24 protein-coding genes are annotated in these 26,505 nt (G+C 74.3%); 10 read left to right on the forward strand and 14 right to left on the reverse strand.

The annotated features are described in order from the left end of the window. Nucleotides 1–20 precede the first annotated feature (20 nt). A complete protein-coding gene (locus EV189_RS00645) occupies nt 21–1,343 on the reverse strand; it encodes an extracellular solute-binding protein (RefSeq protein ID WP_130491029.1) in 1,323 nt (440 codons plus the stop codon). A gap of 191 nt (nt 1,344–1,534) precedes the next feature. Between EV189_RS00645 and EV189_RS00650 the strand changes: the two genes are divergently transcribed. From EV189_RS00650 to EV189_RS00675, 6 genes are read left to right on the forward strand one after another with little or no spacing between them, the layout of a single operon-like run. Further along, the gene (locus EV189_RS00650; protein WP_130491030.1) at nt 1,535–2,290 is read left to right on the forward strand and encodes a DeoR/GlpR family DNA-binding transcription regulator; all 756 of its coding nucleotides are present in this window, start codon (nt 1,535–1,537) and stop codon (nt 2,288–2,290) included. A gap of 58 nt (nt 2,291–2,348) precedes the next feature. Beyond that, nucleotides 2,349–3,656, forward strand: coding sequence for an alpha-galactosidase (gene melA, locus EV189_RS00655; RefSeq protein WP_130491031.1), 1,308 nt, complete (start codon nt 2,349–2,351; stop codon nt 3,654–3,656). Further along, nucleotides 3,653–4,999, forward strand: a complete 1,347-nt coding sequence (locus EV189_RS00660; RefSeq protein ID WP_130491032.1) for a right-handed parallel beta-helix repeat-containing protein — start codon at nt 3,653–3,655, stop codon at nt 4,997–4,999. The genes melA and EV189_RS00660 overlap by 4 nt, the downstream gene beginning before the upstream one ends. A 7-nt stretch (nt 5,000–5,006) precedes the next feature. Continuing rightward, nucleotides 5,007–5,939: a 1-phosphofructokinase family hexose kinase gene (locus EV189_RS00665; protein WP_231116082.1), complete on the forward strand. Its 933-nt coding sequence runs from the start codon at nt 5,007–5,009 to the stop codon at nt 5,937–5,939. 10 nt (nt 5,940–5,949) lie between these two features. Beyond that, nucleotides 5,950–6,786 carry a class II fructose-bisphosphate aldolase gene (locus EV189_RS00670; protein ID WP_130491034.1) on the forward strand — a complete coding sequence of 279 codons (837 nt, stop codon included), beginning with the start codon at nt 5,950–5,952 and terminating at the stop codon, nt 6,784–6,786. A 16-nt stretch (nt 6,787–6,802) separates the two neighbouring features. Beyond that, nucleotides 6,803–8,956 (forward strand): SpoIIE family protein phosphatase, encoded by a 2,154-nt coding sequence (locus EV189_RS00675; RefSeq protein ID WP_130491035.1) that lies wholly within the window; start codon nt 6,803–6,805, stop codon nt 8,954–8,956. A 25-nt stretch (nt 8,957–8,981) separates the two neighbouring features. On the opposite strand, the gene purD is transcribed toward EV189_RS00675, so the two are convergent. The 4 genes from purD to EV189_RS00695 form a co-directional block, all read right to left on the reverse strand. Beyond that, nucleotides 8,982–10,253, reverse strand: coding sequence for a phosphoribosylamine--glycine ligase (gene purD / locus EV189_RS00680; RefSeq protein ID WP_130491036.1), 1,272 nt, complete (start codon nt 10,251–10,253; stop codon nt 8,982–8,984). Between the two features lie 29 nt (nt 10,254–10,282). Then, nucleotides 10,283–11,281 carry an L-glyceraldehyde 3-phosphate reductase gene (mgrA, locus tag EV189_RS00685; protein ID WP_130491037.1) on the reverse strand — a complete coding sequence of 333 codons (999 nt, stop codon included), beginning with the start codon at nt 11,279–11,281 and terminating at the stop codon, nt 10,283–10,285. 70 nt (nt 11,282–11,351) lie between these two features. Continuing rightward, the gene (locus EV189_RS00690) at nt 11,352–12,017 is read right to left on the reverse strand and encodes an HAD family hydrolase (protein ID WP_130491038.1); all 666 of its coding nucleotides are present in this window, start codon (nt 12,015–12,017) and stop codon (nt 11,352–11,354) included. Then, the gene (locus EV189_RS00695) at nt 12,014–13,414 is read right to left on the reverse strand and encodes a cation:dicarboxylate symporter family transporter (protein ID WP_130491039.1); all 1,401 of its coding nucleotides are present in this window, start codon (nt 13,412–13,414) and stop codon (nt 12,014–12,016) included. The genes EV189_RS00690 and EV189_RS00695 overlap by 4 nt, the downstream gene beginning before the upstream one ends. 228 nt (nt 13,415–13,642) lie before the next feature. Here EV189_RS00695 and EV189_RS00700 point away from each other — a divergent pair, with 228 nt between their 5' ends. Then, nucleotides 13,643–14,776: a hypothetical protein gene (locus EV189_RS00700; protein WP_130491040.1), complete on the forward strand. Its 1,134-nt coding sequence runs from the start codon at nt 13,643–13,645 to the stop codon at nt 14,774–14,776. Nucleotides 14,777–15,006: 230 nt separating this feature from the next. Here EV189_RS00700 and EV189_RS00705 read toward each other — a convergent pair whose 3' ends face one another. Then, a complete protein-coding gene (locus EV189_RS00705) occupies nt 15,007–16,293 on the reverse strand; it encodes an adenylosuccinate synthase (RefSeq protein WP_130491041.1) in 1,287 nt (428 codons plus the stop codon). A gap of 98 nt (nt 16,294–16,391) precedes the next feature. Here EV189_RS00705 and EV189_RS00710 point away from each other — a divergent pair, with 98 nt between their 5' ends. Further along, nucleotides 16,392–16,928, forward strand: a complete 537-nt coding sequence (locus EV189_RS00710; RefSeq protein WP_130491886.1) for a GNAT family N-acetyltransferase — start codon at nt 16,392–16,394, stop codon at nt 16,926–16,928. Here EV189_RS00710 and EV189_RS00715 read toward each other — a convergent pair. The 6 genes from EV189_RS00715 to EV189_RS00740 are packed head-to-tail and all read right to left on the reverse strand — an operon-like array spanning nt 16,925 to nt 22,322. Beyond that, entirely contained in the window at nt 16,925–18,313 is a 1,389-nt protein-coding gene (locus tag EV189_RS00715) for an MFS transporter (protein WP_130491042.1), read from the reverse strand. The two genes, EV189_RS00710 and EV189_RS00715, sit on opposite strands and share 4 nt — an antisense overlap. Continuing rightward, nucleotides 18,310–19,275: an NAD(P)/FAD-dependent oxidoreductase gene (locus tag EV189_RS00720; RefSeq protein WP_130491043.1), complete on the reverse strand. Its 966-nt coding sequence runs from the start codon at nt 19,273–19,275 to the stop codon at nt 18,310–18,312. The genes EV189_RS00715 and EV189_RS00720 overlap by 4 nt, the downstream gene beginning before the upstream one ends. A gap of 11 nt (nt 19,276–19,286) precedes the next feature. After that, nucleotides 19,287–19,721 carry a DUF3151 domain-containing protein gene (locus tag EV189_RS00725; protein ID WP_130491044.1) on the reverse strand — a complete coding sequence of 145 codons (435 nt, stop codon included), beginning with the start codon at nt 19,719–19,721 and terminating at the stop codon, nt 19,287–19,289. A gap of 47 nt (nt 19,722–19,768) precedes the next feature. Continuing rightward, entirely contained in the window at nt 19,769–20,569 is an 801-nt protein-coding gene (locus EV189_RS00730) for an alpha/beta fold hydrolase (RefSeq protein ID WP_130491045.1), read from the reverse strand. Continuing rightward, nucleotides 20,569–21,231: an MBL fold metallo-hydrolase gene (locus EV189_RS00735; RefSeq protein ID WP_231115948.1), complete on the reverse strand. Its 663-nt coding sequence runs from the start codon at nt 21,229–21,231 to the stop codon at nt 20,569–20,571. The genes EV189_RS00730 and EV189_RS00735 overlap by 1 nt, the downstream gene beginning before the upstream one ends. Further along, entirely contained in the window at nt 21,228–22,322 is a 1,095-nt protein-coding gene (locus tag EV189_RS00740) for an S-(hydroxymethyl)mycothiol dehydrogenase (RefSeq protein ID WP_130491046.1), read from the reverse strand. The genes EV189_RS00735 and EV189_RS00740 overlap by 4 nt, the downstream gene beginning before the upstream one ends. Nucleotides 22,323–22,416: 94 nt before the next feature. Here EV189_RS00740 and EV189_RS00745 point away from each other — a divergent pair, with 94 nt between their 5' ends. Continuing rightward, nucleotides 22,417–23,199, forward strand: a complete 783-nt coding sequence (locus tag EV189_RS00745) for a YaaA family protein (RefSeq protein ID WP_165400060.1) — start codon at nt 22,417–22,419, stop codon at nt 23,197–23,199. Between the two features lie 4 nt (nt 23,200–23,203). On the opposite strand, the gene EV189_RS20885 is transcribed toward EV189_RS00745, so the two are convergent. Continuing rightward, entirely contained in the window at nt 23,204–23,326 is a 123-nt protein-coding gene (locus EV189_RS20885) for a hypothetical protein (RefSeq protein ID WP_269204155.1), read from the reverse strand. 140 nt (nt 23,327–23,466) lie between these two features. Here EV189_RS20885 and EV189_RS00750 point away from each other — a divergent pair, with 140 nt between their 5' ends. Beyond that, complete coding sequence (locus EV189_RS00750; protein WP_165400061.1) at nt 23,467–24,402, forward strand: LysR family transcriptional regulator; 936 nt, start codon at nt 23,467–23,469, stop codon at nt 24,400–24,402. Here EV189_RS00750 and EV189_RS00755 read toward each other — a convergent pair. Continuing rightward, nucleotides 24,392–26,500, reverse strand: coding sequence for a putative bifunctional diguanylate cyclase/phosphodiesterase (locus EV189_RS00755; RefSeq protein WP_130491049.1), 2,109 nt, complete (start codon nt 26,498–26,500; stop codon nt 24,392–24,394). The genes EV189_RS00750 and EV189_RS00755 overlap by 11 nt on opposite strands. Nucleotides 26,501–26,505 lie beyond the last annotated feature (5 nt).

Genomic DNA, 26,505 nt, shown 5'->3' on the forward strand with positions numbered 1-26,505 from the left:
CTCCGCCCCGGCCGACGACGTCACGAGCCGCCTGCCCGCGCCGTGGCGAGGGCGGCGATCGCCTTGATCGCCTCGGCCACGGACTTCGACCCGGTCGCCGCGTCATGGAGGTTGGTGTAGACCGCGTTGGAGAACTCCGGGTACCACGCGGGGGCGCCGCCCGGGAAGACCGGCTTCGAGTCCTTCAGCAGGGTGCTGAGCACGTCGCCGCCGATGAGCGTGCCCTTCGCGGTGATCCGCTGCACCGCGCTCAGGTGGGAGGGCATCGCGTAGCCGGAGAGCGCCTTGTCCGGCCCGTTGGCGCCGGAGAAGTCGACCTGGTTCGCGGGGTCGGTGAACCACGAGATGAACTTCGCCGCGGCCGCGGGGTACTTCGCCTGCTTGGGGATGCCGATGCCGTCGGGGTTGCTGAGGTTCGGGCCGACGCCGGTCGCGCCGGGCGTGGGGATGTAGGTCACCTTCTTGACCACGGACGAGGACGCCGGGAGGTCGTAGAGGCTGCCGACGTTGCCGGAGTAGTCGGAGAAGGTGCTCACCACCTGGCCCTTGGCCATGAGCGTCTGCTGGCTCTGGCTGTCGAGGACGTTGATGTTCCCGGGCGGCACCAGCCCCTTCTTCAGCGCGTCGACCATCCACTGGGCGGCCTTGTAGCCGGCGGACGAGGGGTCGGTGAACTGCGGCTTGCCCTGCGCGTCGAGGATCGCGCCGCCGAAGGCGCCGGTGGTCTGGTACCAGTACGTCGACAGTCCCTCGGCCGCGGCGAAGGGGATGTTGAGCGGGTACTGCACGACGCCCTTCGCCTTCGCCTGCTCCATCGCGGCGGTGAACTGGCCGATCGTGGTCGGCGTGCTCGTGACCCCGGCCTTCTTCAGCAGCTCGGTGTTCACCGTCGTCACCATGAAGGACGCGTCGTACGGGATGCCGACGACGTGCCCGCCCTCGGTGAACGACGCGAGCTGCGGGACGTCCGCGGCCATCCCCTTGGTGTCGAGGTACTTCTCCATCGGGAGGAACCAGCCGAGCTTGCCCAGCTGCCCGACGCGCGACCAGTCGACGTCTGTCGCGTCCGCGAAGTACGTGTGGGCTGTCGCGGCGGCCGAGATCTTCGTCTGCAGGCTGTCCCAGTCGATGTTGGCCCACTTGACCTTGATGCCGGTCTGCGCCGTGAACGCGTCGAGGGTCGCCTTGGGCGGCGGGTCGACGGCGAGGACGACCGTGATCGTCACGTCCTTGGTGGCGGTCGAGGCCGAGGAGCTGCCGCCTCCCCCTCCGCAGGCCGCCACGGTCAGGAGGAGGGCGGCTCCCGCCGCGCCGGCGTACCTCGGACTGCGCCTCTGGGCCATCTCGATCGTCCTTCCTGGGAGCCGGCACGTGTGCAGAGCTGCGGCGCGAGGTGCTGAGCGATCCTGCGCGATGTTGCGCGACGGTAGACCCGGCCGTAGCGCTGGTCAAGGGCTGCGCCCGGAAATGGCCCGACCCGCACAGCGGTGTTGCGCGATTGCTCGTCCCTGTTGCGCAGATGTAACGTCAGCCCGTGCGCCGCGCCGAACGCCTCAGTGCCATCCTCGACCAGGTCAGCGCGTCCGGGAGCGTGGACGTCGTCGCGCTCGCCGACGCGATGGGCGTCTCCGGCGCGACGATCCGCCGCGACCTGCAGTCCCTCAGCGCCTCGCGCCTGCTCGTGCGCACGCACGGCGGCGCGCTGGCCAACGAGGTCGGCGAGGAGCTCCCCGTCCGGGTCAAGGCCGCCCAGCGCCAGCCCGAGAAGCGCCGCATCGGCCAGGCCGCAGCGGCGCTCGTCGAGGACGGTGCGGTCATCGGCCTGAGCGGGGGCAGCACGTCCATGGAGCTCGCGCGCTCACTGGGTGAGCGCCGGGGGATCACCGTCGTCACCAACGCCATCAACATCGCTGCCGAGCTCGCGGGACGTCCCGGCCTGCGGCTGGTCGTCGTCGGTGGCATCGTGCGGCAGAGCTTCGAGATGGTGGGGCCGGCCGCCGAGGCGATGCTCGCCAACTACCACCTCGACATCGCCTTCATCGGCGTCGACGGGCTGAGCCCGGAGGAGGGCTGCACGACGCACGACGAGATGGAGGCGCAGACCGACCGCGCCTTCGTGCACCGCGCGCACCGGACCGTCGTCATCGCCGACAGCTCGAAGATCGGCCGGGTGACCTTCGCCCGGATCAGCCCGCTGTCGGGCGTCCACGACGTCGTCACCGACCGCGCGGCCGACCCCGAGCAGCTGCGGCGGCTCAAGGAGGCCGGCGTCCAGGTCGTGACCGTCTAGTCGTGCGCACTTCTGCGCGTTTGTTGCGCGCTTCGTCGAGGCGTTCCACAGTGTGCGCGTGACGACCATCTGCTTCCTCGGTGCCGGCAGCGTCGTGTTCACCCGCGACCTGCTGAGCGACCTGTTCGCCTACGACGACCTCGGCGACCTGCGCGTGGTGCTCCACGACATCGACCCCGAGCGGCTCGCGACGGCCGAGGCCCTCGCCCAGCGCGTGTCCGCCGACCGCCCCGGGACGAAGGTGGTGGCCGAGGCCGACCGCCGCAGCGCCCTGCAGGGCGCGGACTTCGTCGTGAACTCCATCCAGGTGGGGATGTTCGACGCGACGCTGCGCGACTTCGAGGTCCCCGAGCGCTTCGGGCTGCGGCAGACCATCGCCGACACCGTCGGCATCGGCGGGATCTTCCGCGGCCTGCGCACGTTCCCGGTCCTCGAGGGGATCGCGCGCGACATGCTCGAGGTCTGCCCGGACGCCTGGCTGCTCAACTACACCAACCCCATGGCGATGAACGTCGCCTACCTGCACGCCGTGGCCCCGCAGCTGAAGGTCCTCGGGCTGTGCCACTCGGTCCACTGGACCGTGCACGGGCTCTGCGAGCTCGTCGGCGTGCCCATGGCCGAGACGTCGTTCCGCAGCGCCGGTGTCAACCACCAGGCCTGGCTGCTCGAGTGGACGCACCAGGGCGAGAGCCTCTACCCGCGCCTCGACGAGCTCATCGCCCGCGACGCCGAGCTCCGCCGCCGCGTCCGCGTCGACATGTACCGGCGCATCGGGTTCTACCCGACCGAGACCAGCGAGCACTCGGCGGAGTACCTGCCGTGGTACCTGCACGACGACGACGAGGTCGAGCGGCTGCGCATCCCGGTGGGCGCCTACGTCGGCATCTCGCGCGAGAACCTCGAGGAGTACGCCGCCACCCGCCGCGCGCTCGCCGCAGGGGAGGCGCTGCCCGGCGAGGAGCGCACCGCGACGGAGTACGCGCCGCAGGTGGTCCACAGCATCGTCACCGGGCAGCACCGCGAGATCGTGGCGAACGTGCCCAACCTCGGCCTCATCGACAACCTGCCCGCCGGCTTCACCATCGAGGTGCCCGCGGACGTCGACGCGACAGGTGTGCGACCACGGCCCGCAGGTGCGCTGCCCACGCAGTGCGCGGCGGTGAACGCGGCGTACTGCAGCACGGGGATGCTCACCGTCGAGGCCGCCGTCACCGGTGACCCGCGCAAGGTCCGTCAGGCCGCGATGGTCGACGCCAACACCAGTGCCTCGCTGACCGTGGACCGCATCTGGGCGCTGTGCGACGCGCTGGTGGCAGCGCACGGGGACCTGCTCCCCGAGCCGCTGCGCGTCCCGGTGGCGCTGTGAAGCGGCTCGCCGCCGGTGCGGCGGTGGCCCTGGTCCTCGGCGCCGCACCCGCCGCCAGCGCGGCCGGCCCGCGGGTCGTCGTCGTCCCCGCCGGCGGCTCGGTCCAGGCCGCGGTCGACCAGCTCCACGGGCACGGGACGGTGGTGCTGCGGGGTGGCACCTTCACCGGACGTGTCGTCGTCGACGGCGCCCACGGCCTGACCCTGCGCGCCTACCCGGGCGAGCACCCGGTCCTCTCCGGTGCGGGGCTCTCCCCCTCCCCCGGGATCACCGGCCTGCTCGAGATCACCCGCAGCAGCAAGGTGACCGTCAGCGGTCTCGACATCACGGCGTACCGCAGCAGGTCGCTCGGCGTGACCCCGGCCGGCATCTACGTCCACGGGCACGACAGCCGCGTCGTCCTGCGCGGCAACCACGTGCACGACCTGGGCAACGAGGCCGGCGTCCTCGGCAGCTTCGACTTCGGCGCGCACGGCATCGCGGCGTACGGCGACGACCCGGCGCAGCCGATCACCGGCCTGGTCATCGCGGGCAACACGGTCGACCACCTGAAGCTCGGAGCCAGCGAGTCCGTCGTGGTCAACGGCAACGTCACCCACTGGTCCGTCGTGCGGAACCACATCTACGACAACGACAACATCGGCATCGACGCCATCGGCTTCGAGCCGACGCTCCCGGAGCCCTACCGCTACACCGACACCAACCGCGCCCGCGACGGCGTCATCGCCGACAACACCGTGGCGCGCATCCGCTCCGAGGGGAACCCGTCCTACTGGTCCGACGGCGCGTGGTGCAACTGCGCGGACGGGATCTACGTCGACGGCGGCACCCGCATCGTCATCCGCGGCAACACGGTGCAGGACAACGACATCGGCATCGAGGTCGCGGCGGAGAACGCCCGTGGCTCCGCGGACCACGTCCTGGTGACCCGGAACTCCATCAGCGGCAGCCGCTACGTCGGCATCGCCACGGGCGGCTACTGCAACGGGGCCGAGGCCTGCGGGGGCGTCGAGACCGGGACTTCCCACGACAACACCTTCACCCGCAACGTGCTCCGCGGCGACAACCAGCTCGACGACGGGTCCCCTGAGGTGCTGGTGCAGTACCACGCGTCGCACGACACGTTCACCCGCAATGACATCGTGGCGAGCAACAGCGACCACGTCGTCTACGGCACGGTCCCGGACTCCGACAGCCACGACAACCGCAGCGACCACAACGTCTTCTCGGCGACGGGAGCGACCGCGGCCGAGGCCGTGTTCGGGTGGCTGGACCGCACGTGGACGGGGTTCGACGCGTACCGCAGCGCCACGGGCCAGGACCGGCACTCGAGGTTCCGCTGACGTGCCGATGATCCTGACCGTCACCCTCAACCCCGCGTGGGACGTGACGTACGTCGTCGACCGGCTGCTGCCGGGGGGCACCAACCGGGTGACCTCGGCGAGCGGCCGCGCCGGGGGGAAGGGCGTCAACGTCGGCCGGGTGCTGCAGCAGATGGGCGCCGAGGTGCTCGTCTCCGGCGTCGTCGGTGGTGCCACCGGCAGCCTGCTGCTCGCCGAGCTTTCCGCGTCGTCGGTGCCGCACGCGATGCTCGAGGAGGCGCCGGAGACGCGGCGCACCGTCACCGTGATGGAGGCCGACGGTTCCGCCACGGTGCTCAACGAGGCGGGGGCGGCGGGAGAGCCCGCGCTGTGGACGCGGTGGCTGCGGCACTACGACCGGCTGGTGGGAGACGCGGCCGTCGTCGTGCTCTCCGGAAGCCTGCCGCCCTGGGCACCCGCCCGCGCGTACGCCGAGCTGACCGCGCACGCGCACGCGGCCGGGGCGCTCGTCGTCCTGGACACGAGCGGCCCGCCGCTCGTCGCGGCGCTGCCTGCCCGTCCCGACCTCGTGAAGCCCAACGAGGAGGAGGTGCTGCACGCGACGGGCGCACCCGACGTCCTGGCTGCTGCGTCAGGGATGTTCGCGGCGGGCGTCCCCCGGGTCGTCGTGTCCCGCGGCGCCGAGGGGCTGCTCGCGGTCGACGCGGACGGTCCGCTCACGGTCGTGCCGCCGACGCTCGTCCCGGTGAACCCGACGGGTGCGGGAGACGCCCTGGCGGCGGGACTGGCGCTCGGGCTGGTCTCGGCCGAGCCGTGGCCGGACGTCCTGCGCCGCGCCGTCGCCTGGTCCGCCGCCGCCGTCCTGCACCCGAGCGCCGGGACCCTCGCCGTGGAGGCGCTCGACGACATCGCCGCAGGCACCATGGTGCGAGCGGCGCTCCCCGCCCCGAACCCCCGCTGAGGACCTGACGATGCTCACCACCACCGCCGACCTGATCTCCGCGGCGCGCGAGTCCCGCGCACCGGTCCTGGCCTTCAACGTCATCACCCTCGAGCACGTCGAGGCCGTCGCCGACGCGGCGGCAGAGGTCGGCGTGGGCGTCATCGTGCAGGTGAGCGAGAACGCCGTGCGCTACCACCGCGGCGCGCGACCGCTGACCGCTGCGGTGCTCGCCACCGCCGAGACGCACGAGGCGCGGCTCTCGCTGCACCTCGACCACGTCGAGGACCTGGAGCTGCTGCACTCGGCGGTCGACCTGGGCGCCAGCTCGTTCATGGTCGACGCCAGCCGGCTGCCCGACGACGAGAACACCGCGGTGACGCGGAAGGCGGCGGAGTGGGGCCACGAGCACGGCCTGCTCGTCGAGGCCGAGCTCGGAGCCGTCGGCGGGAAGGGCGGCGCGCACACGCCGGGCGTGCGCACGGACCCGGACGAGGCCGCGGCCTTCGTCGCCGCCACAGGGGTCGACGCCCTCGCGGTGGCGGTCGGCAGCGAGCACGCGCGGACACAGCGGACGAGCTCGCTGGACCAGGAGCTCATCCACCGGCTGGCCGCCGCCGTCCCGGTCCCCCTGGTGCTGCACGGGTCCTCGGGCGTGGACGAGCCGACGCTGCGCGACGCTGCCGCCAACGGCATCGTCAAGATCAACGTAGGCACGCTGCTCAACGTCGCCTTCACCTCCGCGGTGCGGGAGCAGCTCGCGGCCGACCCGTCGGGCGTCGACCCGCGTCGGTATCTCGCCGCGGCGCGGGCTGCTGCCGCGGCCGCCGCCGCGGGCACGCTGAGGGCACTGGCCGTCCCCGCCTAGGGACTACGATGCGCCGGTGGCCGCCAGCGGGGAGCTCGCCGTACCGACCCTCCCGGCGGGCGTACGGGCCGGCCGGCAGTACGTCGAGCGCGAGGTCATGGCGCGGGGCGCGCAGGCCGTCGCCGACGACGCCGCCCTCGTCGCCGCCGAGCTGCTCGCCAACGCCATCCAGCACGGCCTCCCCCCGGTCTACGTCCGGGTCGCGGGCGACGCCGACTGCATCCGCGTCGAGGTGCGCGACGCCGACCCGCGCTCGCCCGTCCGGCCGGCGCCGAGCACGAGCAACATGACGGGGCGCGGCCTCGCGCTGGTCGAGGCCGTGTCGGCCCGGTGGGGCGTCGAGCGCGGCGGCGAGGGCGGCAAGGTCGTGTGGGCCGAGCTGCGCAGCGGGGCCGCCGCGCACGAGGACGCGCTCGACGTCGACGCGCTGCTCGCCTCCTGGCAGGACGACCAGGCCGCCGCCGGCCAGCGCAGCACCGTCGTGCTCGGCGACGTCCCGACCGACCTGCTCATCGCCGCGAAGGCGCACATCGACAACCTCGTCCGCGAGTTCAGCCTCGCCGCCCGGGCGCGGCAGGGCGACGCCGTCCCCGAGGACCTCGCCCGGCTCATCGAGACCGTGGTGCACGGGTTCGCCGAGGCGCGGGACGCCATCAAGCGCCAGGCGCTGGCGGCCGCGCGGCGGGGGGAGCCGCGTACGCGCCTGGCGCTGGACCTCCCGGTCTCGGCGGCTGCTGCGGGCGAGGCCTACCTCGCCGCGCTGGACGAGGCCGACACGTACTCCCGCGCCGCCCGGCTGCTCACGCTGGAGACGCCGCCCTCGCACCGGCTGTTCCGGCGCTGGTACGTCGAGGCCGTCGTGCACCAGCTGCAGGAGCTCGCGCACGGCCTGCGGCCCGAGCCGGTCACGCCGTTCGAGAGCGTGCTCGTCGACGAGGTCGAGCGGCTCGCCGGGCTGCAGCGGGTGACCGGCGACGCCGCGCGGCTGCAAAGGGTCACTGCCGCGCTCGCCCGGGCGCGGACGCCGGAGGACGTCGCGGACGTCGTCGTCTCCGAGGGCGTCGCCGCGCTCGGGGCCTCCGGCGGCGGCCTGCTCGTCCGGGCCGCAGACGGGGAGCACCTCGCCGTCCCCGGCACGGTCGGCTACGGCGCGGAGCTGGTGGACACGCTGCGCGAGGAGCGCGTCGACGCACCGCTGCCGGCCGCCACGGCGCTGCGGACGGGCCACCCCGTGTGGCTCGAGTCCCGCCGGGAGCGTGACGACCGCTTCCCCGCCCTGCAGGGGTTCGAGGCCGGCACGGTGTCGATGTGCGCGGTCCCGCTCATCGTCGGCGACCGCGTCCTCGGCGCGCTGCGCTTCAGCTTCGCGTCACGCCGGCTGTTCGGCGAGCAGGAGCGAGCCTTCGTGCTGGCGCTGGCCTCGCTGACCGCCGCGACGCTGCTGCGCACCGAGCTGTACGCCGCAGAGCGCGCCGCCGCCCTCGACCTGCAGCGCGCGCTGCTCCCCGAGCGCATCCCGGACGTCAAGGGGTGGAGCGTCGTCTCGCACTACAGCCCGGCCGGGGGCGAGGGGGCCGGCGGGGACTTCTACGACGTGCTCACCCTCGTCGACGGCCGCGTGGTCGCGCTCGTCGGCGACGTGATGGGCCGCGGGGTCGAGGCGGCCGCCGCGATGGCGCAGGTCCGCACGGTCCTGCGGGCGTACGCCATCGCCGACCCCGACCCGGTCGCGGTGTTCGACAAGGTGGACCACTTCTTCGCCGTCGCCGACCTCTCCCAGCTGGTCACCGTGCTCTACCTGCTGGTCGACCCCGGCACCGGCCGCGTGGAGGTCGGCAACGCCGGTCACCTGCCACCGGTCCTCGTCGACGACAGCGGCAGCCACCTGGTCGACACCAGGCGGGGCACACCCTTCGGCGTGGACGACCCGGAGCGGGCCAGCTCGGCGCTCGAGCTCCCGCCGGGCAGCGCCCTGGTCCTCGTCACCGACGGGCTCGTCGAGCGCCGCGGCGAGGACATCGACCGCGGCATCGGGCGCGCGCTCGGCGCCGTACCCGGCCCGGGCGGCCGCCTCCCCGGCGCCCTGCTCGCCGACCTGCTCGCGGCCTGCGCGGAGCCCGCCGGCCACGACGACGACGTGACCGTGCTGGTGCTCGGCCGGGAGGGCTGAGCGCCGGTCCGTGCTGACGGGCCGGCTACTCCGGCTGCGGCGGGACGACGACCTCTCCCTGGGCGGCGGCACGGGCGATGTCGCTGCGGGTGTGCGAGCCGCGCAGCCGGACGGCGCGCACCCCGGCGTACGCGGCCTCGCGGGCGCGGCCGAGGTCCTCGCCGGTCGCGACGACGGAGAGCACCCGGCCGCCCGCGGACACGAGCGCGCCCGAGGGGTCGAGCGCGGTCCCGGCGTGCAGGACGTACGCGGGGGCGGGCACCTCGTCGAGGCCGCTCAGCTCGTCGCCGTTCGTGACCGCGGCGGGGTAGCCCTCGGCGGCGACGACGACGACGACCGCGGCGCCGGCGTCCCACACGAGCGGCTCCACGTCGTGCAGGCGCCCGGTCGCGGCGGCGAGGAGCAGGCCGCCGAGCGGGGTGCGCAGCCGGGCGAGCACGGCCTGCGTCTCCGGGTCGCCGAAGCGGGCGTTGAACTCGATGACGCGCAACCCGCGGGAGGTGAGCGCGAGCCCGGCGTAGACGACGCCGACGAAGGGCGTGCCGCGCCGGCGGAGCTCGTCGACGGTCGGCTGGACCACCCGCTCGACGACCTCGTCGACCAGGTCGGCGGGCGCCCACGGCAGCGGCGAGTACGCCCCCATGCCGCCGGTGTTGGGACCGGCGTCGCCGTCGCCCACGCGCTTGAAGTCCTGCGCGGGCTGGAGCGGGACGACCGTGGTGCCGTCGCTGAGCGCGAACAGCGAGACCTCGGGCCCGTCGAGGTACTCCTCGATGACGACCGCCCCGGAGCACGCGGCGGCGTGGGCGAGCGCCTCGTCCCGCGACGTGGTGACGACGACGCCCTTGCCGGCGGCGAGCCCGTCGTCCTTGACGACGTACGGCGGACCGAACGCGTCGAGCGCGGCGGCGACCTCCTCCGGCGTCGTGCAGACATGGGCCATCGCCGTCGGCACCTGCGCGGCGGCCATGACCTCCTTGGCGAAGGCCTTGGACCCCTCGAGGCGCGCCGCCTCCGCGGACGGGCCGAAGCAGGGGACGCCGGCGGCGCGGACCGCGTCGGCGACGCCCGCGACGAGCGGCGCCTCCGGGCCGACCACGACGAGGTCGGCGCCCTCGGCCAGGGCCAGCGCCGCGACGGCCTCCCCGGAGGCGGCGTCGACGGGGACGGTGCGCCCGAGCTCGGCCGTGCCGGGGTTGCCCGGTGCGGTGACGATGCCGGTGACGGCGGAGTCGGCGGCCAGGGCGCGGGCGAGCGCGTGCTCGCGGGCGCCGGACCCGATGAGGAGGACCTTCATGGCGCGGGCAGACTACCGGTGGACGCCGCTCAGCCGCCCGCGCCGCCGAGGATGCGCTCGATCTCCGCCAGCTCGTCGTCGCTGAAGTCCAGCGTGCGCGCGGCAGCGACGTTGTCCTCGAGCTGGCGCACGCTGCTCGCGCCGACGAGCGCCGAGGTGACCCGGCCCCCGCGCAGGATCCACGCCACGGCCATCTGCGCCAGGCTCTGGCCACGGCGCCGCGCGACGTCGTCGAGCGCCCGGATCACGGCGAGCTTGTCCTCGGTGATCTTCTCCGCGGTGAGGAACGGGCTGCTGCCCGCGGCCCGCGAGCCCTCGGGGATGCCGTGGAGGTAGCGGTCGGTCAGCAGGCCCTGCTCCAGCGGCGAGAACGCGATCGACCCGGCGCCGACCTCCTCGAGGGTGTCGAGCAGGCCGCCCTCGACCCAGCGGTCGAGCATCGAGTAGCGCGGCTGGTGGATGAGCAGCGGCGTCCCGAGCCCGGCGAGGATCCGCGCCGCCTCCGCGGTCTGCTCCGCGGAGTAGTTGCTGATCCCGACGTAGAGAGCCTTGCCCTGCTGCACCGCGGAGTGCAGCGCCCCCATGGTCTCCTCGAGCGGGGTCTCGGGGTCGGGGCGGTGGGAGTAGAAGATGTCGACGTAGTCGAGGCGCAGCCGGGAGAGCGACTGGTCGAGGCTCGACAGGAGGTACTTGCGCGAGCCCCACTCGCCGTACGGGCCCGGCCACATGAGGTAGCCCGCCTTCGTCGAGACGATGATCTCGTCGCGGTGGGGGCGGAGGTCGCGCTCGAAGAGCTCGCCGAAGTTGGCCTCGGCCGCCCCGGGCGGCGGGCCGTAGTTGTTGGCCAGGTCGAAGTGCGTCACGCCGAGGTCGAACGCGCGGCGCAGGATCGCGCGCTGCGTCTCGAGCCCCCGCTCGTCGCCGAAGTTGTGCCACAGCCCGAGCGAGATCGCGGGCAGCCGCAGCCCGCTCCGCCCGACGCGGCGGTAGGGCATCGTGTCGTAGCGGTCCTCGGCGGCGAGGTACATCGGGGGGTCCTTCCTCCGGCAGCGGGCGCTCGCACCCTACGCGGGACGGCCAGGCCCGTGAGGGCCGGGCTCAGCCGCCGAGGATGCTGCGGTCGAGCCCGTCGAGGAGCTCGTCGAGCGACTCCCAGACCTCGACCGCGCCCGCCTCCCGCAGCTCGTCGACGCCGAAGCCGCCGTTGCGCACGCACACCGTGGGGATGCCGAGCTGCTGCGCGGCCTTCACGTCCCACACCGAGTCCCCGACCATCACCGGCTTGGCGGCGCCGGCGCGCCCCACCGCCACCTCGACGATGTCCGGAGCGGGCTTGCTCTGCTCGGCGTCCTTGGAGGAGGTCCAGAGCGTGGCGATGCCACGCACGCCGAGGATGTCGACGAAGTGCTCGACGTCGTCCTCCTTGCCGGAGCTGGCGAGGACCACCTCCAGCCCGCGCTCCTTGACCCGCTGCAGCAGGTCCTGCGCGGGTCCGAAGGGCTGGATCTCGTCGCGCACCGGCGAGAACTCCTCCGCGTACGCGTCGCGCAGGTCGTCCCCGTGCTGCCGCTCCACGTCGTCACCGGCGAGGTAGCCGACGATCTGGTCCCCGCCCTGCCCCGTCGCCCGGTGGATCCGCCAGCACGGGATGGTGAGGCCGAAGCGGCGGAAGGCGCGGTACCACGCGAGCACGTGGTGGTAGTTGCTGTCGACCAGCGTCCCGTCGACGTCGAAGACCGCGGTGTCGTAGGCCTGATCGCTCATGGCCGCGGGCCTACCCCCGTCGGCTCGGTCGCACGCGCCGACGACTCGCGCAGGTCGACGCTGTCGTGCGTGTCGTCGAGGAGCCGCTCGTCGAACGGCAGCCGCCCGTGCAGGACCTCGTGCATGCGCGCGGTGTCGACCTCGTGCGTCCACGACCCCACCACGACCGTCGCGATGGCGTTGCCCGCGAAGTTGGTGAGCGCGCGCGCCTCGGACATGAAGCGGTCGATGCCGACGATGAGCCCGACGCCGTCGAGCAGCTCGGGCCGGTGCGACTGCAGGCCACCGGCGAGGGTCGCGAGTCCCGCGCCCGTCACGCCTGCCGCGCCCTTGGAGGCCACGACCATGAACAGCAGCAGCCCGATCTGCTCGCCGATGGACAGCGGCTTGTCGAGCGCCTGCGAGATGAAGATGGAGGCCATCGTGAGGTAGATCGCCGTGCCGTCGAGGTTGAACGAGTAGCCGGTCGGCACGACGACGCCCACGACGGGCCGGGAGACGCCCGCGTGCTCCATCTTGGCGATCAGCCGCGGCAGCGCCGTCTCGGACGAGGAGGTGCTGAGGATGAGGAGGAACTCGCGCCCGAGGTAGGCCAGCAGGCGGAGGACGGAGATGCGTGCCGTCAGCCACAGGACCAGACCGAGCACGCCGAACACGAAGACCGCGCAGGTGAGGTAGAAGCCGACCATGATGACCGCCAGGCTGCGGAGTGCCTGCCCACCAGCGCTCCCCACGACCGCGGCCATGGCGCCGAAGGCGCCGACCGGAGCCAGCCACATGACCATGGCCAGCACCTTGAACACGACCTTCTGCAGCACTGCCACCGCGCGCAGGGCGGGTTCGCCGGCCGTGCCGAGCGGCTGGATGGCGAAGCCCACCAGCAGGGCGACGAGCAGCGTCTGCAGCACCTGCCCGGCGGTGAGGGCGGAGACCAGCGTCGTCGGGATGATCCCGAGGAGGAACTCCTGCGTACCCTCCGCGCCGGTGCCCGCCTGCTTCGCCCCCGCACCACGGAGCTCCTCGGTGAGGTGCAGGCCCGCGCCGGGGTGCAGCAGGTTGCCGATGACGAGCCCGACCGCGAGGGCGACGGTGGACATCACGAGGAAGTACGAGAGGGCGAGCCCGCCGGCCCGCCCCACCTGGGCTGCCCGGCGGACGGAGCCGATGCCCAGCACGATGGTGCAGAAGATGACGGGGCTGATCATCATCTTGATGAGGTTGACGAAGGCCGTGCCCAGCGGCTTGAGCTGCTGCGCCTGCGACGGCGCCACGAGGCCCACGACGATGCCGAGGCCCACGGCGGCGAGCACGGCGAGGTAGAGGTAGTGCGTGCGGTCCCGCGAGCGGGAGGGCGCCGCGAGCCCTCCGCCCTGGCTTCCCTGCGCTCGTGCGTCCACGGGACCTCCTCCTCGAGGCACGGGAGCAGCCCCGCCTGCTCCTCGCCGGGGCTGTTCCCCCTGGCGGGCGCGGGTACGCGCACTCGACGACGGCGCGGGGTTTGGTGCTGCAGAGCGGGGGAGAGCACGTCCACAGGCGCGCGTACGGGCGTGGCGGGGGCGGAGCCGCCACCTCTAGCATGGCGCGGCGCTCCAGACCGGAGCGGACGGAGACGGGGGAAGCGGGACATGAGGACGACGGACCGACGGGTCAAGGTGGCCGGCGCCGGAGCGGTGGCGAGCCTCGCGGTGGCGGGGCTCCTGGGCGGCTGCGCCCAGACCAGTGCGAAGCTCTCCGCGCACGACGCGGTCGAGAACCTCAAGAAGGCCAAGGCGGCGTCGTTCACGCTGCACATCGCCGACCCCGACGGCGAGCTGCAGAAGAGCTCGACGTCGGCGAGCGACAAGCGCGACGCGCAGATCGTCGCCGACAGCAGCCTCGTCGTCACGGTCGACCCCGAGGGCGACCAGACGCTCGGTCAGGCGGGCACGGCGACGAGCGCGCCGAGCGCCAGCACCGACCCGGCGAAGTCCCTCGCGCACAGCGGGACCTTCGCGATGGTGTGGAAGCACGGCGGCAAGGACGTGGCGACGCTGCGCTCGATCGAGGGCGTGCTCTACGCGAAGCTCGACCCCGCGGCGTACCAGGAGGCGACGGGCACCGCGCTGCCGCTGGACGCCGAGTCGGCAGCGATGTTCTCCTCGGTCGTCGAGGGGATCAAGGCCGGCAAGTGGCTGCGCCTCGACCTGACGAGCGTCTACTCCAAGCTGCAGGCCGCCGGGCTGAACAAGTCCTCCCCGCTCGGCACGACGCAGCCCGACCCCGCGGTCGCCCGCCGCCTCGCCTCCGAGCTGCTCGGTGCCGCGTCGGTCGCGACCACGGTGTCGAAGGACGGCGGCACGACGAAGGTGGACTGGAGCGCCGACGTCCGCAAGACGCTGGACGCGTGGCTGGAGATCCTGCAGAAGCCGGAGTACGCCAAGCTGTTCGGCGCCGCGTCGAGCTCGATCACCGCGCAGAAGAGCACGATCGACCAGCTGCCCGGCACTCCCGTCACCGGCACGCTCACGGTGAAGGACAAGCACCTGACCCAGGCCACGCTGGACCTCTCCAGCGTCGTCGCGCTGAGCAAGGACCCCGAGTCCATCGCCCACGTGAAGACGTCGAAGCTCGTCGTCGACATCGACGACTCCCCCGCGGCCGTCACGGCGCCCTCGGCGGACGACGTGGTCCAGCTCGACCAGCTCGTCGACCTGGCCCTGGGCGGGCTCAAGCAGTTCGGCTCGGCCGCGGCGCCGTCGTCGGGTGCGGTCACGGACTGACCCGCGCTGCGGGCGAGCCAGCCCGCCGCGGCCGGCCTGGAAGTTGATCAGGCTGCCCGATCAAGGACGAGCCCGACCGCACGGAGTGGTCGCCACCAGGACGAGATCTCGTCCGTACGGCGTGCACTCCGTGCGGCCGGTCGTTCGAGGAGCGGCAGCTCGACAGGCGGCGCCGGGAACTCGATCGGGCTGCCTGATCAACGTCGCCGCGCGGGCGAGCCCACCTGCGCCTAGCGCAGCAGCGGGCGCACCTCGATGGTCTGGTCGCGGCCCGGACCCACGCCGATCGCGCTGATCTGCGCGCCCGACATGCCCTCGAGCGCCTCGACGTAGGCGCGGGCGTTGGCGGGGAGGTCGGCGAGCGTCCGCGCCGCGGAGATGTCCTCGGTCCAGCCGGGGAACCACTCGTAGACCGGCACGGCGTGGTGGAAGTCCGTCTGCGTCATGGGCATCTCGTCGTGCCGGACGCCGTCGATCTCGTACGCGACACACACCGGGATCTGCTCCCAGCCGGTGAGGACGTCGAGCTTGGTGAGCACGAAGTCGGTGACCCCGTTGATGCGCGCGGCGTAGCGGGCGACCACCGCGTCGTACCAGCCGCAGCGGCGCGGACGCCCGGTCGTCGTGCCGAACTCCCCGCCGTCGCGGCGCAGCCGCTCCCCGTCCGCGTCGAGCAGCTCGGTCGGGAACGGCCCCTCACCGACGCGCGTCGTGTACGCCTTGACGACGGCGACGACGGAGTCGATGCGCGTGGGGGGGATGCCCGAGCCGGTGCTGGCGCCACCGGAGGTCGGGTTCGACGACGTGACGAACGGATAGGTGCCGTGGTCGACGTCGAGCAGCGTGGCCTGACCGCCCTCGAGAAGGACGTTCTTGCCCTCGTCGAGCGCGTGCGACAGCAGCAGCGAGGTGTCCTTCACCAGCGGGCGCAGCCGGTCCACGTGGACCAGCAGCTCCTCGACCACCTCGTCGACGGAGATCGCGCGGCGGTTGTAGACCTTGACCAGCAGGTTGTTCTTCTGCTCGAGCGCGCCTTCGACCTTCTGCCGCAGGATCTTCTCGTCGAAGAGGTCCTGGATCCGCACGCCGACGCGGGACATCTTGTCGGCGTACGCCGGGCCGATGCCGCGCCCCGTCGTGCCGATGCGTCGCTTGCCGAGGAAGCGCTCGGTGACCTTGTCGACCGTGCGGTGGTAGGGCGCGATGACGTGCGCGCCCGCGCTGACGACGAGCCGCGAGGTGTCGACGCCGCGCGCCTCGAGCAGGTCGATCTCCTCGAACATCACGCCGAGGTCGATGACGACGCCGTTGCCGATGACCGGGACCACGGTGGGCGTGAGGATGCCGGTGGGCAGCAGGTGCAGCGCGTACTTCTCGCCCGCGACCACAATGGTGTGCCCGGCGTTGTTGCCGCCGTTGTAGCGGACGACGTAGTCGAGGGACCCGGCGATCGTGTCGGTCGCCTTGCCCTTCCCCTCGTCGCCCCACTGGGCACCGACGACGACGATCGCGGGCACGCGGGTCCACCTTCGGATCGGAGATCGGGAGCCGCAGGAGGCCACCGCAGAGCGCCCCTTGCGGACAGATCGTACCGGAGCGCTACGGTCGGGGCGTGCTGCTGACCGAGAGGCTCTCGCTGCGGCAGTGGCGCGACGACGACCGCGCGCCGTTCGCCGCGCTCAACGCCGACCCGCTCGTCATGGAGCACTTCCCCGCGCCGCTGACCGCCGAGCAGAGCGACGCGATGGTCGACCGGCTCGCCGCCGGCATCGCGGAGCGCGGCTGGGGGATGTTCGCCGTCGAGGTCGTCGAGGGCCCGGACGTCGGGCGGTTCGCGGGCTTCGTCGGGATCCAGCCGCTGACGCCCGACCTCCCGCCCGCCCCGGGCACCGAGATCGGCTGGCGGCTCGCCGCCTGGGCCTGGGGACGCGGGTACGCGACGGAGGCCGGCCGCGCGTGCCTGCAGCACGCGTTCACCGAGCTCGCGCTGCCCGAGGTCGTCGCCTTCACCGCGGTGCCCAACCTGCGCTCGCAGGACGTCATGCGCCGGCTCGGGATGACGCACCGGCCCGCACGCGACTTCGACCACCCCCGCGTACCCGCCGGGCACAGGCTCTCGCGGCACGTGCTCTTCGCGCTCGAGCGGCCCTAGCCCTCGGCGTCCGCGCGGCCGGGCACGCCCACCCAGCTGACCACCGCCCCGAGGGCCACGAGCCCGGCGCAGAGCAGCATCGCCGTCCGGTACGCCGGGTGCAGGACGCGCGGGTCGGCGTAGTCGTCGCCCCCGAGGCCGACGACCACCGGCAGCGCCGCGACCGCGACGAGCGAGGCGGTGCGCGCGACCGCGTTGTTGACGCCCGACGCCAGGCCGGCGTGCTCGTCGCCCACGCTCGCGAGCACGGTCGCGGTGAGCGGCGCGACGAGCACCGCCATGCCGAGCCCGAGCAGGGCCGCGCCGACGAGGGCGACGAGCCAGGAGAGCCCGCCCTCGGGGAGCGTGGCGAGCACCAGCACCGAGACCGCGACGATGACCGGGCCCACGGTCATGGGCAGCCGCGCGCCGGTGCGCGTGGCCAGCGCCCCGGAGTGCGACGACAGCAGCAGCATCATGGCGGTGATCGGCAGCAGCAGGCTGCCGGACACCAGCGGCGAGAACCCGGACGCCACCTGCAGGTCGAGCACGAGCAGGAAGGTGACGCCGGCGAGTCCCCCGTAGACCACGAAGGTCGCGACGTTGGCGGCGCTGAACGCCCGCGAGCGGAAGATCCCGAGGGGCAGCATCGGCGCGAGCGCCACCCGCTGCCAGCCGAGGAACGCGACGGCGCTGGCGACGCCGACGACGAGGGCGGCCCAGGCAGCGGGCGAGCCCCACGACACCAGCGCGTACGTCGAGCCGCCGAGCGCGAGGGCCGCGAGCAGGGCCCCCAGCGGGTCGAGCCTGGGCACGGCGGTGGAGCGGCTCTCCGGGACGCAGCGCAGGGCGATCGTGACGACGACGACCGCCAGCGGCAGGTTGAGCAGGAAGGCCCAGCGCCACGACAGCGCCGAGACCAGCCACCCGCCGACGAGCGGCCCCGCGGCGGAGGACAGCCCGGCCAGCCCGGACCAGGCGCCGATCGCCCGCGCCCGGTCCTCGTGCCGCAGCGAGGTCTGCAGGATCGCCAGGCTCCCGGGCGTGAGCAGCGCCCCGCCCACCCCCTGGAGGACGCGCGCCGCGACGAGCACGGCACCGGTGGGGGCCAGCCCGCAGAGCAGCGAGCCGACCGCGAACCACACCGTGCCGACGACGAACACCCGGCGCCGGCCGAACCTGTCCCCGAGCGACCCGCCGAGGAGGATCAGGGCGGCGAGCGCGAGCGTGTAGCCGTTGACCACCCACTGGAGCACCGCGAGGTCGGCGTCGAGGGCCTTGCCGATGGGGCGCAGCGCGACGTTGGCGACGGTGCTGTCGAGGAAGACCATCCCCGAGCCGAGGACGGTCGCGGCGAGGACGCCGCGGCCGGCCGGTGAGGCGTAGGCGACGCCCTCCTCGCTCATCCCAGCCGGCGCAGCAGCTCGTCGGCGAGCGCGCGGCCCGAGGCGTACGCCGACTCGACCCGCGCCGGCGCGTGCCAGCCGTCGCCGCACAGCCCGACCATCGCGTCACCGAGGAAGAACGGCTCCTCGCGCGGCTCGACCGGGCGGGCGAGCGACCAGCGCTTGGTGTGGACCTCGACCGGGTCGTCCGGCAGCTGCAGGATGCGGCGCACCGCGCCGACGAGCTGCGGGAGCGCTGCGGAGACGTCGTCGAGGTGCTCCTCGGCGAGCTCGGCCGTGGAGTGCAGCACGAGGACGGGCGCCCCGTCGCCGCGCCGGTCGCCGTCGTCGGCGATCCAGGCGAGCTCCGCCGAGCCGTTGACGAACACGCCGTGCAGGTCGGCGTCCCAGCTGCGCTCCGGGAAGCGCAGCGCGACGCTCAGCGCCGGCGCCCACTCGCGCTCGGCCACCTGCTCGAGCTCGGCGTCGAGCGAGTCGGCCAGCAGGTCCGCTGCCTGCGGGTCGGGCATCGCGAGCACGACGGCGTCGGCCAGCTCCTCGCGGCCGTCGCGGGCCTGCACCAGCGGGCCGGGGCCGACGGCCTCGACCTCGCACTCCTGGCGCACCGCCACCCCGCGCTGCAGGTCGGCCACGAGGGTGTGCAGGCCGCCGGTGGCGGCCCAGCGCAGCGGCCCGCTCCGGGTGCCCGTCAGCGTCTCGCCGTCGCTCACCGCGAAGGTGTCGGTCCACCGGCGGGCGAGGCCCGCCGACTCCCAGCGCTCGACCTGCGCGACGAGCGCGTCACCGGAGACCGTGAGGTACGACGCGCCGAGGTCGACGATCCGGCCGCCCCGGTCGTAGCCCGCCATGCGCCCGCCCGGCCGGTGGGCGCGGTCCAGCAGCTGGACCCGGGCGCCGGCGGCCTGGAGCGCGGCGGCGCAGGCGCTCCCGCTGATCCCGCCCCCGACGACCACGACGGACATGGCGCGGCTCGTCACCAGGTCGGCAGAGCGGCTGCTGCGGACTCGCTGCTGTCATGGAGGAACTCGCGGCAGCGGTCGGCCTCCGGCGCCTCCCCGATCGCGGCGGCGGCACGGCCGAGGGCCGCCAGCGCGCGCAGGAAGCCGCGGTTCGGCTCGTGCTCCCACGGCACCGGGCCCGTGCCGCGCCAGCCGGAGCGGCGCAGGGCGTCGAGACCACGGTGGTAGCCGGTCCGCGCGAACGCGTACGCCGTCACCGCGTCGCCGCCGTCGAGCGCCTGCTCGGCGAGCACGGCCCAGGCCAGGCTGTACGCCGGGTGCTCCGCCGCGGCCGGCCGCACGTCGCTCCCGGAGGCGAGCAGGCCCGCGAGCTGGTCGCGCGCGGCCTCGTCCTCGGGCAGGTGGGTGGGCGGCGGCCCGGCGATGAGGTTCTGCGGCATGGGCGACATCCTGCCAAGGGAGCGCTCCCTGCGCAGCGGTGGGCCCGTACACCGGCTCAGCGCGGCGCCGCGAGCGCCGCGAGCACCGCCTCCGGCGCCTCCTCGGGCAGGAAGTGGCCGGCACCCGGGAGCACGGTGGTGGCCTGCCGGCCGCGCAGCAGGAACTCGGGCCGGATGACCGGGTCCGCGCCGCCCAGCAGCAGCCTCCACGGCACGGCAGGCCCGCCGCGGTGCGCGCCCGCGCGGCTCTGTGCGAGCTCCCGGACGAGGAAGGTGCGGTAGAGCAGGGAGGACGCGCGGGCGTAGCGGCGCTGCCGCAGGACCTCGGCGAAGCTGCCGTCGCGCCGGGCCGCGACGCCGCGGACGAGCAGCGGGCCGAGCACGGGAGCGGCGACGAGGGGCTGGTAGCCGAAGCGCCACGCCTGCCGGGGCGGCACGTGCACCGGCAGGAACGGCGGCAGGATCGAGACCAGCAGCAGGTCGGTGACCCGCTCCGGGTGCCGCTGCGCGAGCAGCCCCGCGACCCAGCCGCCCCAATCGTGGCCCACCAGCCGGGTGCGCTCGACGCCGAGCGTGTCCAGGACGCCCACGACGTCCGCGGCGAGCTGCTCCTTGTCGTAGCCCGAGGCGGGGACGTCGCTCCACCCGCAGCCGCGCAGGTCCACGGCGAGCACCCGGTGGTCGCGCGCGAGCGGGGGGATGACGTGCCGCCAGCACCACCAGTGCTGCGGCCAGCCGTGCAGCAGCACGACCGGGGGCGCGTCCTCCGGGCCGGCGGCGGCGACGTGCAGCATGAGGTCGTCACCGGCGCGTACCCAGCTGTGGCGGACGCCGTCGAGCTGCGGGACGTCGGGCACTACTCCGCCGTCTCGTCCTCGTCCCACCCGCGCGAGCCGGCCCGCTCGGCCTCGATCGTCGTCTCCTCGCCGTGCCCGGTGAGCACGCGCGTGTCGTCGCTGAGGTCGAGCAGCTTGCGGCGGATCGAGCGGACGATGAGGTCGCGGTCGGAGTACTTCCGGCCCGTCGCCCCGGGCCCGCCGTTGAACAGCGTGTCGCCCGTGAAGACGACGTCGATGTCGCTGGCGTGCAGGCAGACCGCGCCGGGCGAGTGCCCCGGGGTGTGCAGCACGGTGAGCTCGAGGTCCGCCACGGTGATGCCGCCCTGGTCGGCGAGGTCGACGTCCCAGCGGAGGTCGGCGCCGTACTCCTCCTGCCAGAGCATCCCGTCCTTGGGATGCAGGGCGATCTCCGCGTCCTTCTCGGCGGCGACCTCGACAGCGGCGTTGATGTGGTCGTTGTGGCCGTGGGTGCACACGACGAGGAGCAGCTCGCGCTCCCCCACCGCGGCGAGGATCGCCTCGGGGTCGTGCGCCGGGTCGATGACGACGACCTCGGCGTCGTTGCCGATGAGCCAGACGTTGTTCTCGACCTCCCACGAGCCGCCGTCGAGCTCGAAGGTGCCCGCGGTGACGACGCGCTCGATGCGCAGCCCCTGCGGGAACTCCGCGTAGGCGGTCACGGGAACACCACCACGGAGCGCAGGACCTCGCCACGGTGCATCTTGTCGAACGCCTCCTCGACGTCGCCCACGCCGATCTCCTCGGAGACGAAGCGGTCGAGCGGGAGCCGGCCCTGCTGGAAGAGGTCGAGCAGCATCGGGAAGTCGCGCGAGGGCAGGCAGTCGCCGTACCAGCTGGACTTGAGGGCGCCGCCGCGGCCGAAGACGTCGAGGAGCGGCAGCTCCAGGGTCATCTCCGGCGACGGGACGCCGACGAGCACGACCGTCCCGGCGAGGTCGCGCGCGTAGAACGCCTGCTTCCACGTCTCCGGACGCCCGACCGCGTCGATGACGACGTCGGCGCCGAAGCCGTCGGTCAGCGAGCGGACGGCCTCGACGACGTCGTGCTGCTTGGCGTCGACGGTGTGGGTGGCCCCGAAGTCGCGTGCCCACTGCAGCTTCTGCTCGTCCACGTCGACGGCGATGATCGTGCGCGCACCGGCCAGAGACGAGCCGAGGACGGCTGCGTCGCCCACCCCGCCGCAGCCGATGACGGCGACCGTGTCGCCGCGACCGACGCCGCCGGTGTTGATCGCCGCACCGATGCCGGCCATGACGCCGCAGCCGAGGAGTCCCGCCACCGCAGGGGGTACGGACGGGTCGACCTTGGTGCACTGGCCCGCCGCGACGAGCGTCAGCTCGGCGAACGCGCCGATGCCGAGCGCCGGCGAGAGCTCGGTGCCGTCCTCGAGGGTCATCCGCTGCGTGGCGTTGTGCGTGTCGAAGCAGTACCACGGCCGGCCGCGGCGGCAGGCCCGGCACTGGCCGCAGACCGCCCGCCAGTTGAGCACGACGGTGTCGCCGGGAGCGACCTCGGTCACGTCGGGGCCGACGGACTCGACGACGCCGGCCGCCTCGTGCCCGAGCAGGAACGGGAAGCCGTCGCCGATCGCGCCGAGCTTGTAGTGCAGGTCGGTGTGGCACACGCCGCACGCCTTGACGCGCACGCGCGCCTCGCCCGGTCCGGGCGCCGGCACGACGATCGTCTCGAGCGCCACGGGCGCACCCTTCGCGCGCGCCACCACGCCGCGTACGCGCTCCGCCTCTGCCATCGACCGCTCCTCTGCGTCCCGGGCTCCTGCTCCCGACCCTAGCCGGGGCGGGCGCGGCCGGGCGTCCGGGGAGCGCAGGGCGGATACTCCTCCGGTGCTCATCCTGCTGCCGCCGAGCGAGGCGAAGACCCCCGGCGGCGACGGGCCCGCGGTCGACCTCGAGGGGCTCGCCGCCCCTCGCCTGGCCGGGACGCGCCGGCGGGTGGTCGACGCGGTGGCCGGGCTCGCGCAGGACCAGCCGGAGCGGGCCGCCGAGGTGCTCAAGCTCCCGCCCGCGGCGCGGGAGGCGGCGCTCGCGGCCGACGCCGCCGCCGCGACGAGCGCGACGCTCCCCGCCCTCGACCGGTACGCCGGGGTGGTCTACCAGGGCCTCGACGTCGCCTCGATGACGCCCGCCGTCCGCCGCCGGGCGGAGCAGGGCTGCCTCGTGCTCTCCGGCCTGCTCGGCATCGTCCGGGGCAGCGACCGGGTGCCGGACTACCGCGTCCCCGTCTCCGCGGTCCTGCCGGACCTCGGAGGGCTGACGCCGCTGTGGCGGGCGGCGCTGCGCGACACCGTGCCCGCGCTGCTGGGGCGGTCGTTCTGCGTCGACCTGCGCTCCACGGACTACGCCGGGATGTGGCCGCCGACGGGCCCGCTGCGCCACCAGGTGCTGCCCGTCCGCGTGCTCTCGCCGCGGCCCAAGGGCGAGCCGCGCGTCATCAGCCACTTCTCCAAGCACGGCAAGGGCGTCCTGGCGCGCGCGCTGCTCGAGCAGGCGACCGGCGCGCGCTCCGCGGACGACGTGGCGGACGTCGCCCGCGGGCTCGGCTGGGGGACGGCGCTGCGGCACACGCAGGGCGGCGTCCCCGCGCTCGACGTCGTGCTCCCGGCCTGAGCTGCTAGCGGCGGGGGCGCGCGCTCCAGTCGGTCCCGTCCCGCCACTGGCGCGGTTCACGGGAGTCGGCGCCGAAGCGCGCGGCGAGCAGGGCAACGAGGACGATCAGGGCCAGCATGACGAGCATCGGGAGCTCCTCGGGAGTCCGTGGGGGAGGTGGGACTGGGACGTGCGGCTGGCCGGCCACCTCCTACTGTCATGGCACGAGGGGCGCAGGACCAGCGAATAGTGCTGGACCTCCGTGAAGCGCTGCTTCACGATGGAGGGGTGCTCGACATCCGCCGCCTGCGCGTGCTGAAGACCGTGGTGGACACCGGTTCGGTCACGGCCGCCGCGGGGGTGCTGAGCTACACGCCCTCGGCCGTCAGCCAGCAGCTCGCCGTGCTGGAGCGCGAGGCGGGCACCCCGCTGCTCGAGCGCGTGGGGCGCGGGCTGCGCCCGACGGCGGCGGGGCTGCTGCTGGCCGAGCACGCCGCGGCCCTGCTCGAGCGCGTCGCGGAGGCGGAGGCCGCGCTCGCCGCCCTGCGCGAGGGGCGCGCCGGGTCGCTGCGGGTCGTCGCCTTCCAGACCGCCGGGGTCGGGCTCGTCCCCGCCGTGGTCGGGGCCTTCCAGCGGCGCAGCCCCGACGTGCGGCTCGACGTCACGGTCGCCGACCCGCCGGAGTCGATCGACGCCGTACGCGCCGGCACCGCCGACATCGCCCTCGCCGTCGAGCCCGGCTACGACCTGCCCTCCGCCGAGGACGCGGTGCTGGTGCGCCGGCACCTGCTCGACGACGCGTACCGCGTCGTGCTGCCGCGCACGCACCGGCTCGCGGGCCGGCGCGCTGTCGCCCTCGAGGACCTGGCCGACGACCCCTGGGTGATGACCTCCTCGTGCCCCGGCACCTGCGAGGCGCCGATGCTCGAGGCCTGCGCGGGAGCGGGGTTCAAGCCGCGGGTCGCGGTCTCTGCCGAGGACTACTTCGCGCTGCAGGGCTACGTCGAGGTCGGGCTCGGGGTCGCGCTGGTCCCGCTGCTCGCCCTGCGCGCGGTCCGCGAGGGCGTCGTCGTCCGGCCCGTACGCGGGCGGGAGCCCGTCCGCCGCGTGTTCGCCGTGACCCGGCGGGCGATCGCCGACGACGGCGCCGTCCGCGCGTTCCTCCAGGTGGCGCAGGAGGTCGCCACCGGGGCCGGCGTCCACCCCGCGGCGCTCACCGCCTGACGGGCAGCTCCTCCGCGGGCGGGAGCACCACCTCCAGCGCGGCCTCGGGGGCGGGCACGGCGAGCAGGTAGCCCTGCGCGAAGCCGCAGCCGAGCTCGGTCACGGCCGTGAGCTGGTCGTGGGTCTCGATCCCCTCGGCGACGGTCGCGATGTCGAGCTCGGCCGCGAGCATGGCGAGCGCGCCGACGATGGCGGCCTCGTTGCGCCCGGGGAGCCCCGCCACCAGGCACCGGTCGAGCTTGAGCACGTCGATCGGCAGCGTCTGCAGCCAGGAGATGGAGGTGCTGCCGGCGCCGAAGTCGTCGAGCGCGATCCCGACCCCGCGCGAGCGCACCTCGGCGAGCAGCCCCGCCACCGGGGCGGGGTCGGAGACGAGCAGCCGCTCGCTCACCTCGAGCTCCAGCGCGTGCGCCGGCAGGCCCGCGGTCTCCAGCAGCTCGTCCAGCTCGTCGAGGAAGCCCGGCGCGTTGAGCTGGCGGTGGGCGACGTTGAGGCAGAGCACCGGCGCGCGGCCGCCCCACCGCTCGACCCAGCTGCGGGCCTGGCCCACCCCGAGCTGCAGGACGCGGCGGCCGAGGTCGACGACCAGCCCGGTGTGCTCCGCGACCGAGAGGAACTCGCCCGGCAGCGCGAGGCCCCCGTCCGGCTGGCGCCAGCGCAGCAGGGCCTCCACCCGGGCGGTACGGCCGGTCGCCAGCTCGACGATCGGCTGGAAGTGCAGCTCGAGCTCGTCCTGGCCGAGAGCGCGGCGCAGCCCCGCCTCGGAGCGCAGCCGCTGGTCCAGCTCGTCGCGGAGACCGCGGTCGAACACCTCGATGCGCCCGCGGCCCTTGCGCTTCGCGGCGTACAGCGCGGCGTCGGCCTCGCTCAGCGCGGTCGGTCCGCTGCCGGCGCCGGGCCGCAGCGTCGTCAGCCCGATGCTCACCGTCGCGTGCGTGACCGCGCCCGCCAGCGCGTACTGCCCGCACAGCGCGTCCTGCACCCGCTCGGCGACGCCGAGCGCCTCCCGGGCGTCGCCCAGCGACTCGCAGACGACGACGAACTCGTCGCCGCCGAAGCGCGCGACGACGTCGCCCGGGCGCAGCACCTGGCGGAGCCGGCGGGCGACCTCGGCGAGCAGCTCGTCCCCGGCGGCGTGGCCGCGCGTGTCGTTGACGAGCTTGAAGTCGTCGACGTCGCAGAAGAGCACAGCCGCGGTCGCCCCCCGCCGGCTCGCGCCGGAGACGGCGCGCTCGAGCAGCTCGCCGAGCAGCCGGCGGTTGGGCAGTCCCGTCAGCGGGTCGTGCGAGGCCTCGTGCGCCAGCCTGACCTCGAGCTCGCGGCGCTCGGTGACGTCGCGCCAGTTGACGACGATGCCGGCCACCGCGGGGTCGTCCAGCCGGTTCGTCGCGCTCACCTGCGCCCAGCGGGTGCTCCCGCTCGCGTGGCGCACCCCGAGGTCGAGCCGCACCCGGGCGCCCGGGCCGTCGACCAGGAGCTGCTCGAACGCCGCCACGGCGCGCGGCCGGTCCTCCTCGGCGACCAGCGCCGTGTAGGAGAGCTCCGCGACCTCGTCGGCGGGGTGCCCGAGGATGCGCTCGATGGCCGGGCTGACGTACGTCGTCCGGCCCTCGCCGTCGAACACGTGGATGACATCGGTCGCCTGCTCGACCAGCGCGCGGAAGGCGCGCTCACGGGCGGCGGCACCCCGGTGCGCGTTGCGCACGGCGGTGACGTCGCGGAAGAGCATGACGACGAGCCCCTCCTCCGCGCAGGTGTGGATCTGGAAGACGCGCCCGGCCAGGTGGTCGGCGGCGACGCTCGGCTCGGACTCGTGGAGCCGCGGGCCACCGCCGTCGGCGACGGCGACGCAGGCGTCCCACGACACCGAGCCGACCGCCCAGGGGAAGACCTCGCGCATCGTCCGGCCGAGCAGCGAGCCCGCCCCGAGCAGGGAGACGACACCCGCGTTCTCGTAGACGTAGCGGAAGTCGACGACGACGCCGTCCGCGTCCCGCAGCGGGTCGGCGACGAGCAGGCCGTCCACCTCGTTGTCCGCGACCGCGGCGAGCACGGCGGCCTCCACGCGCGGGTCGCGCTCGGCCGCCCCGTCGTCCATGTGCC

This window comes from Motilibacter rhizosphaerae, assembly GCF_004216915.1.
In the GTDB taxonomy this organism is placed as follows: Bacteria; Actinomycetota; Actinomycetes; order Motilibacterales; family Motilibacteraceae; genus Motilibacter; species Motilibacter rhizosphaerae.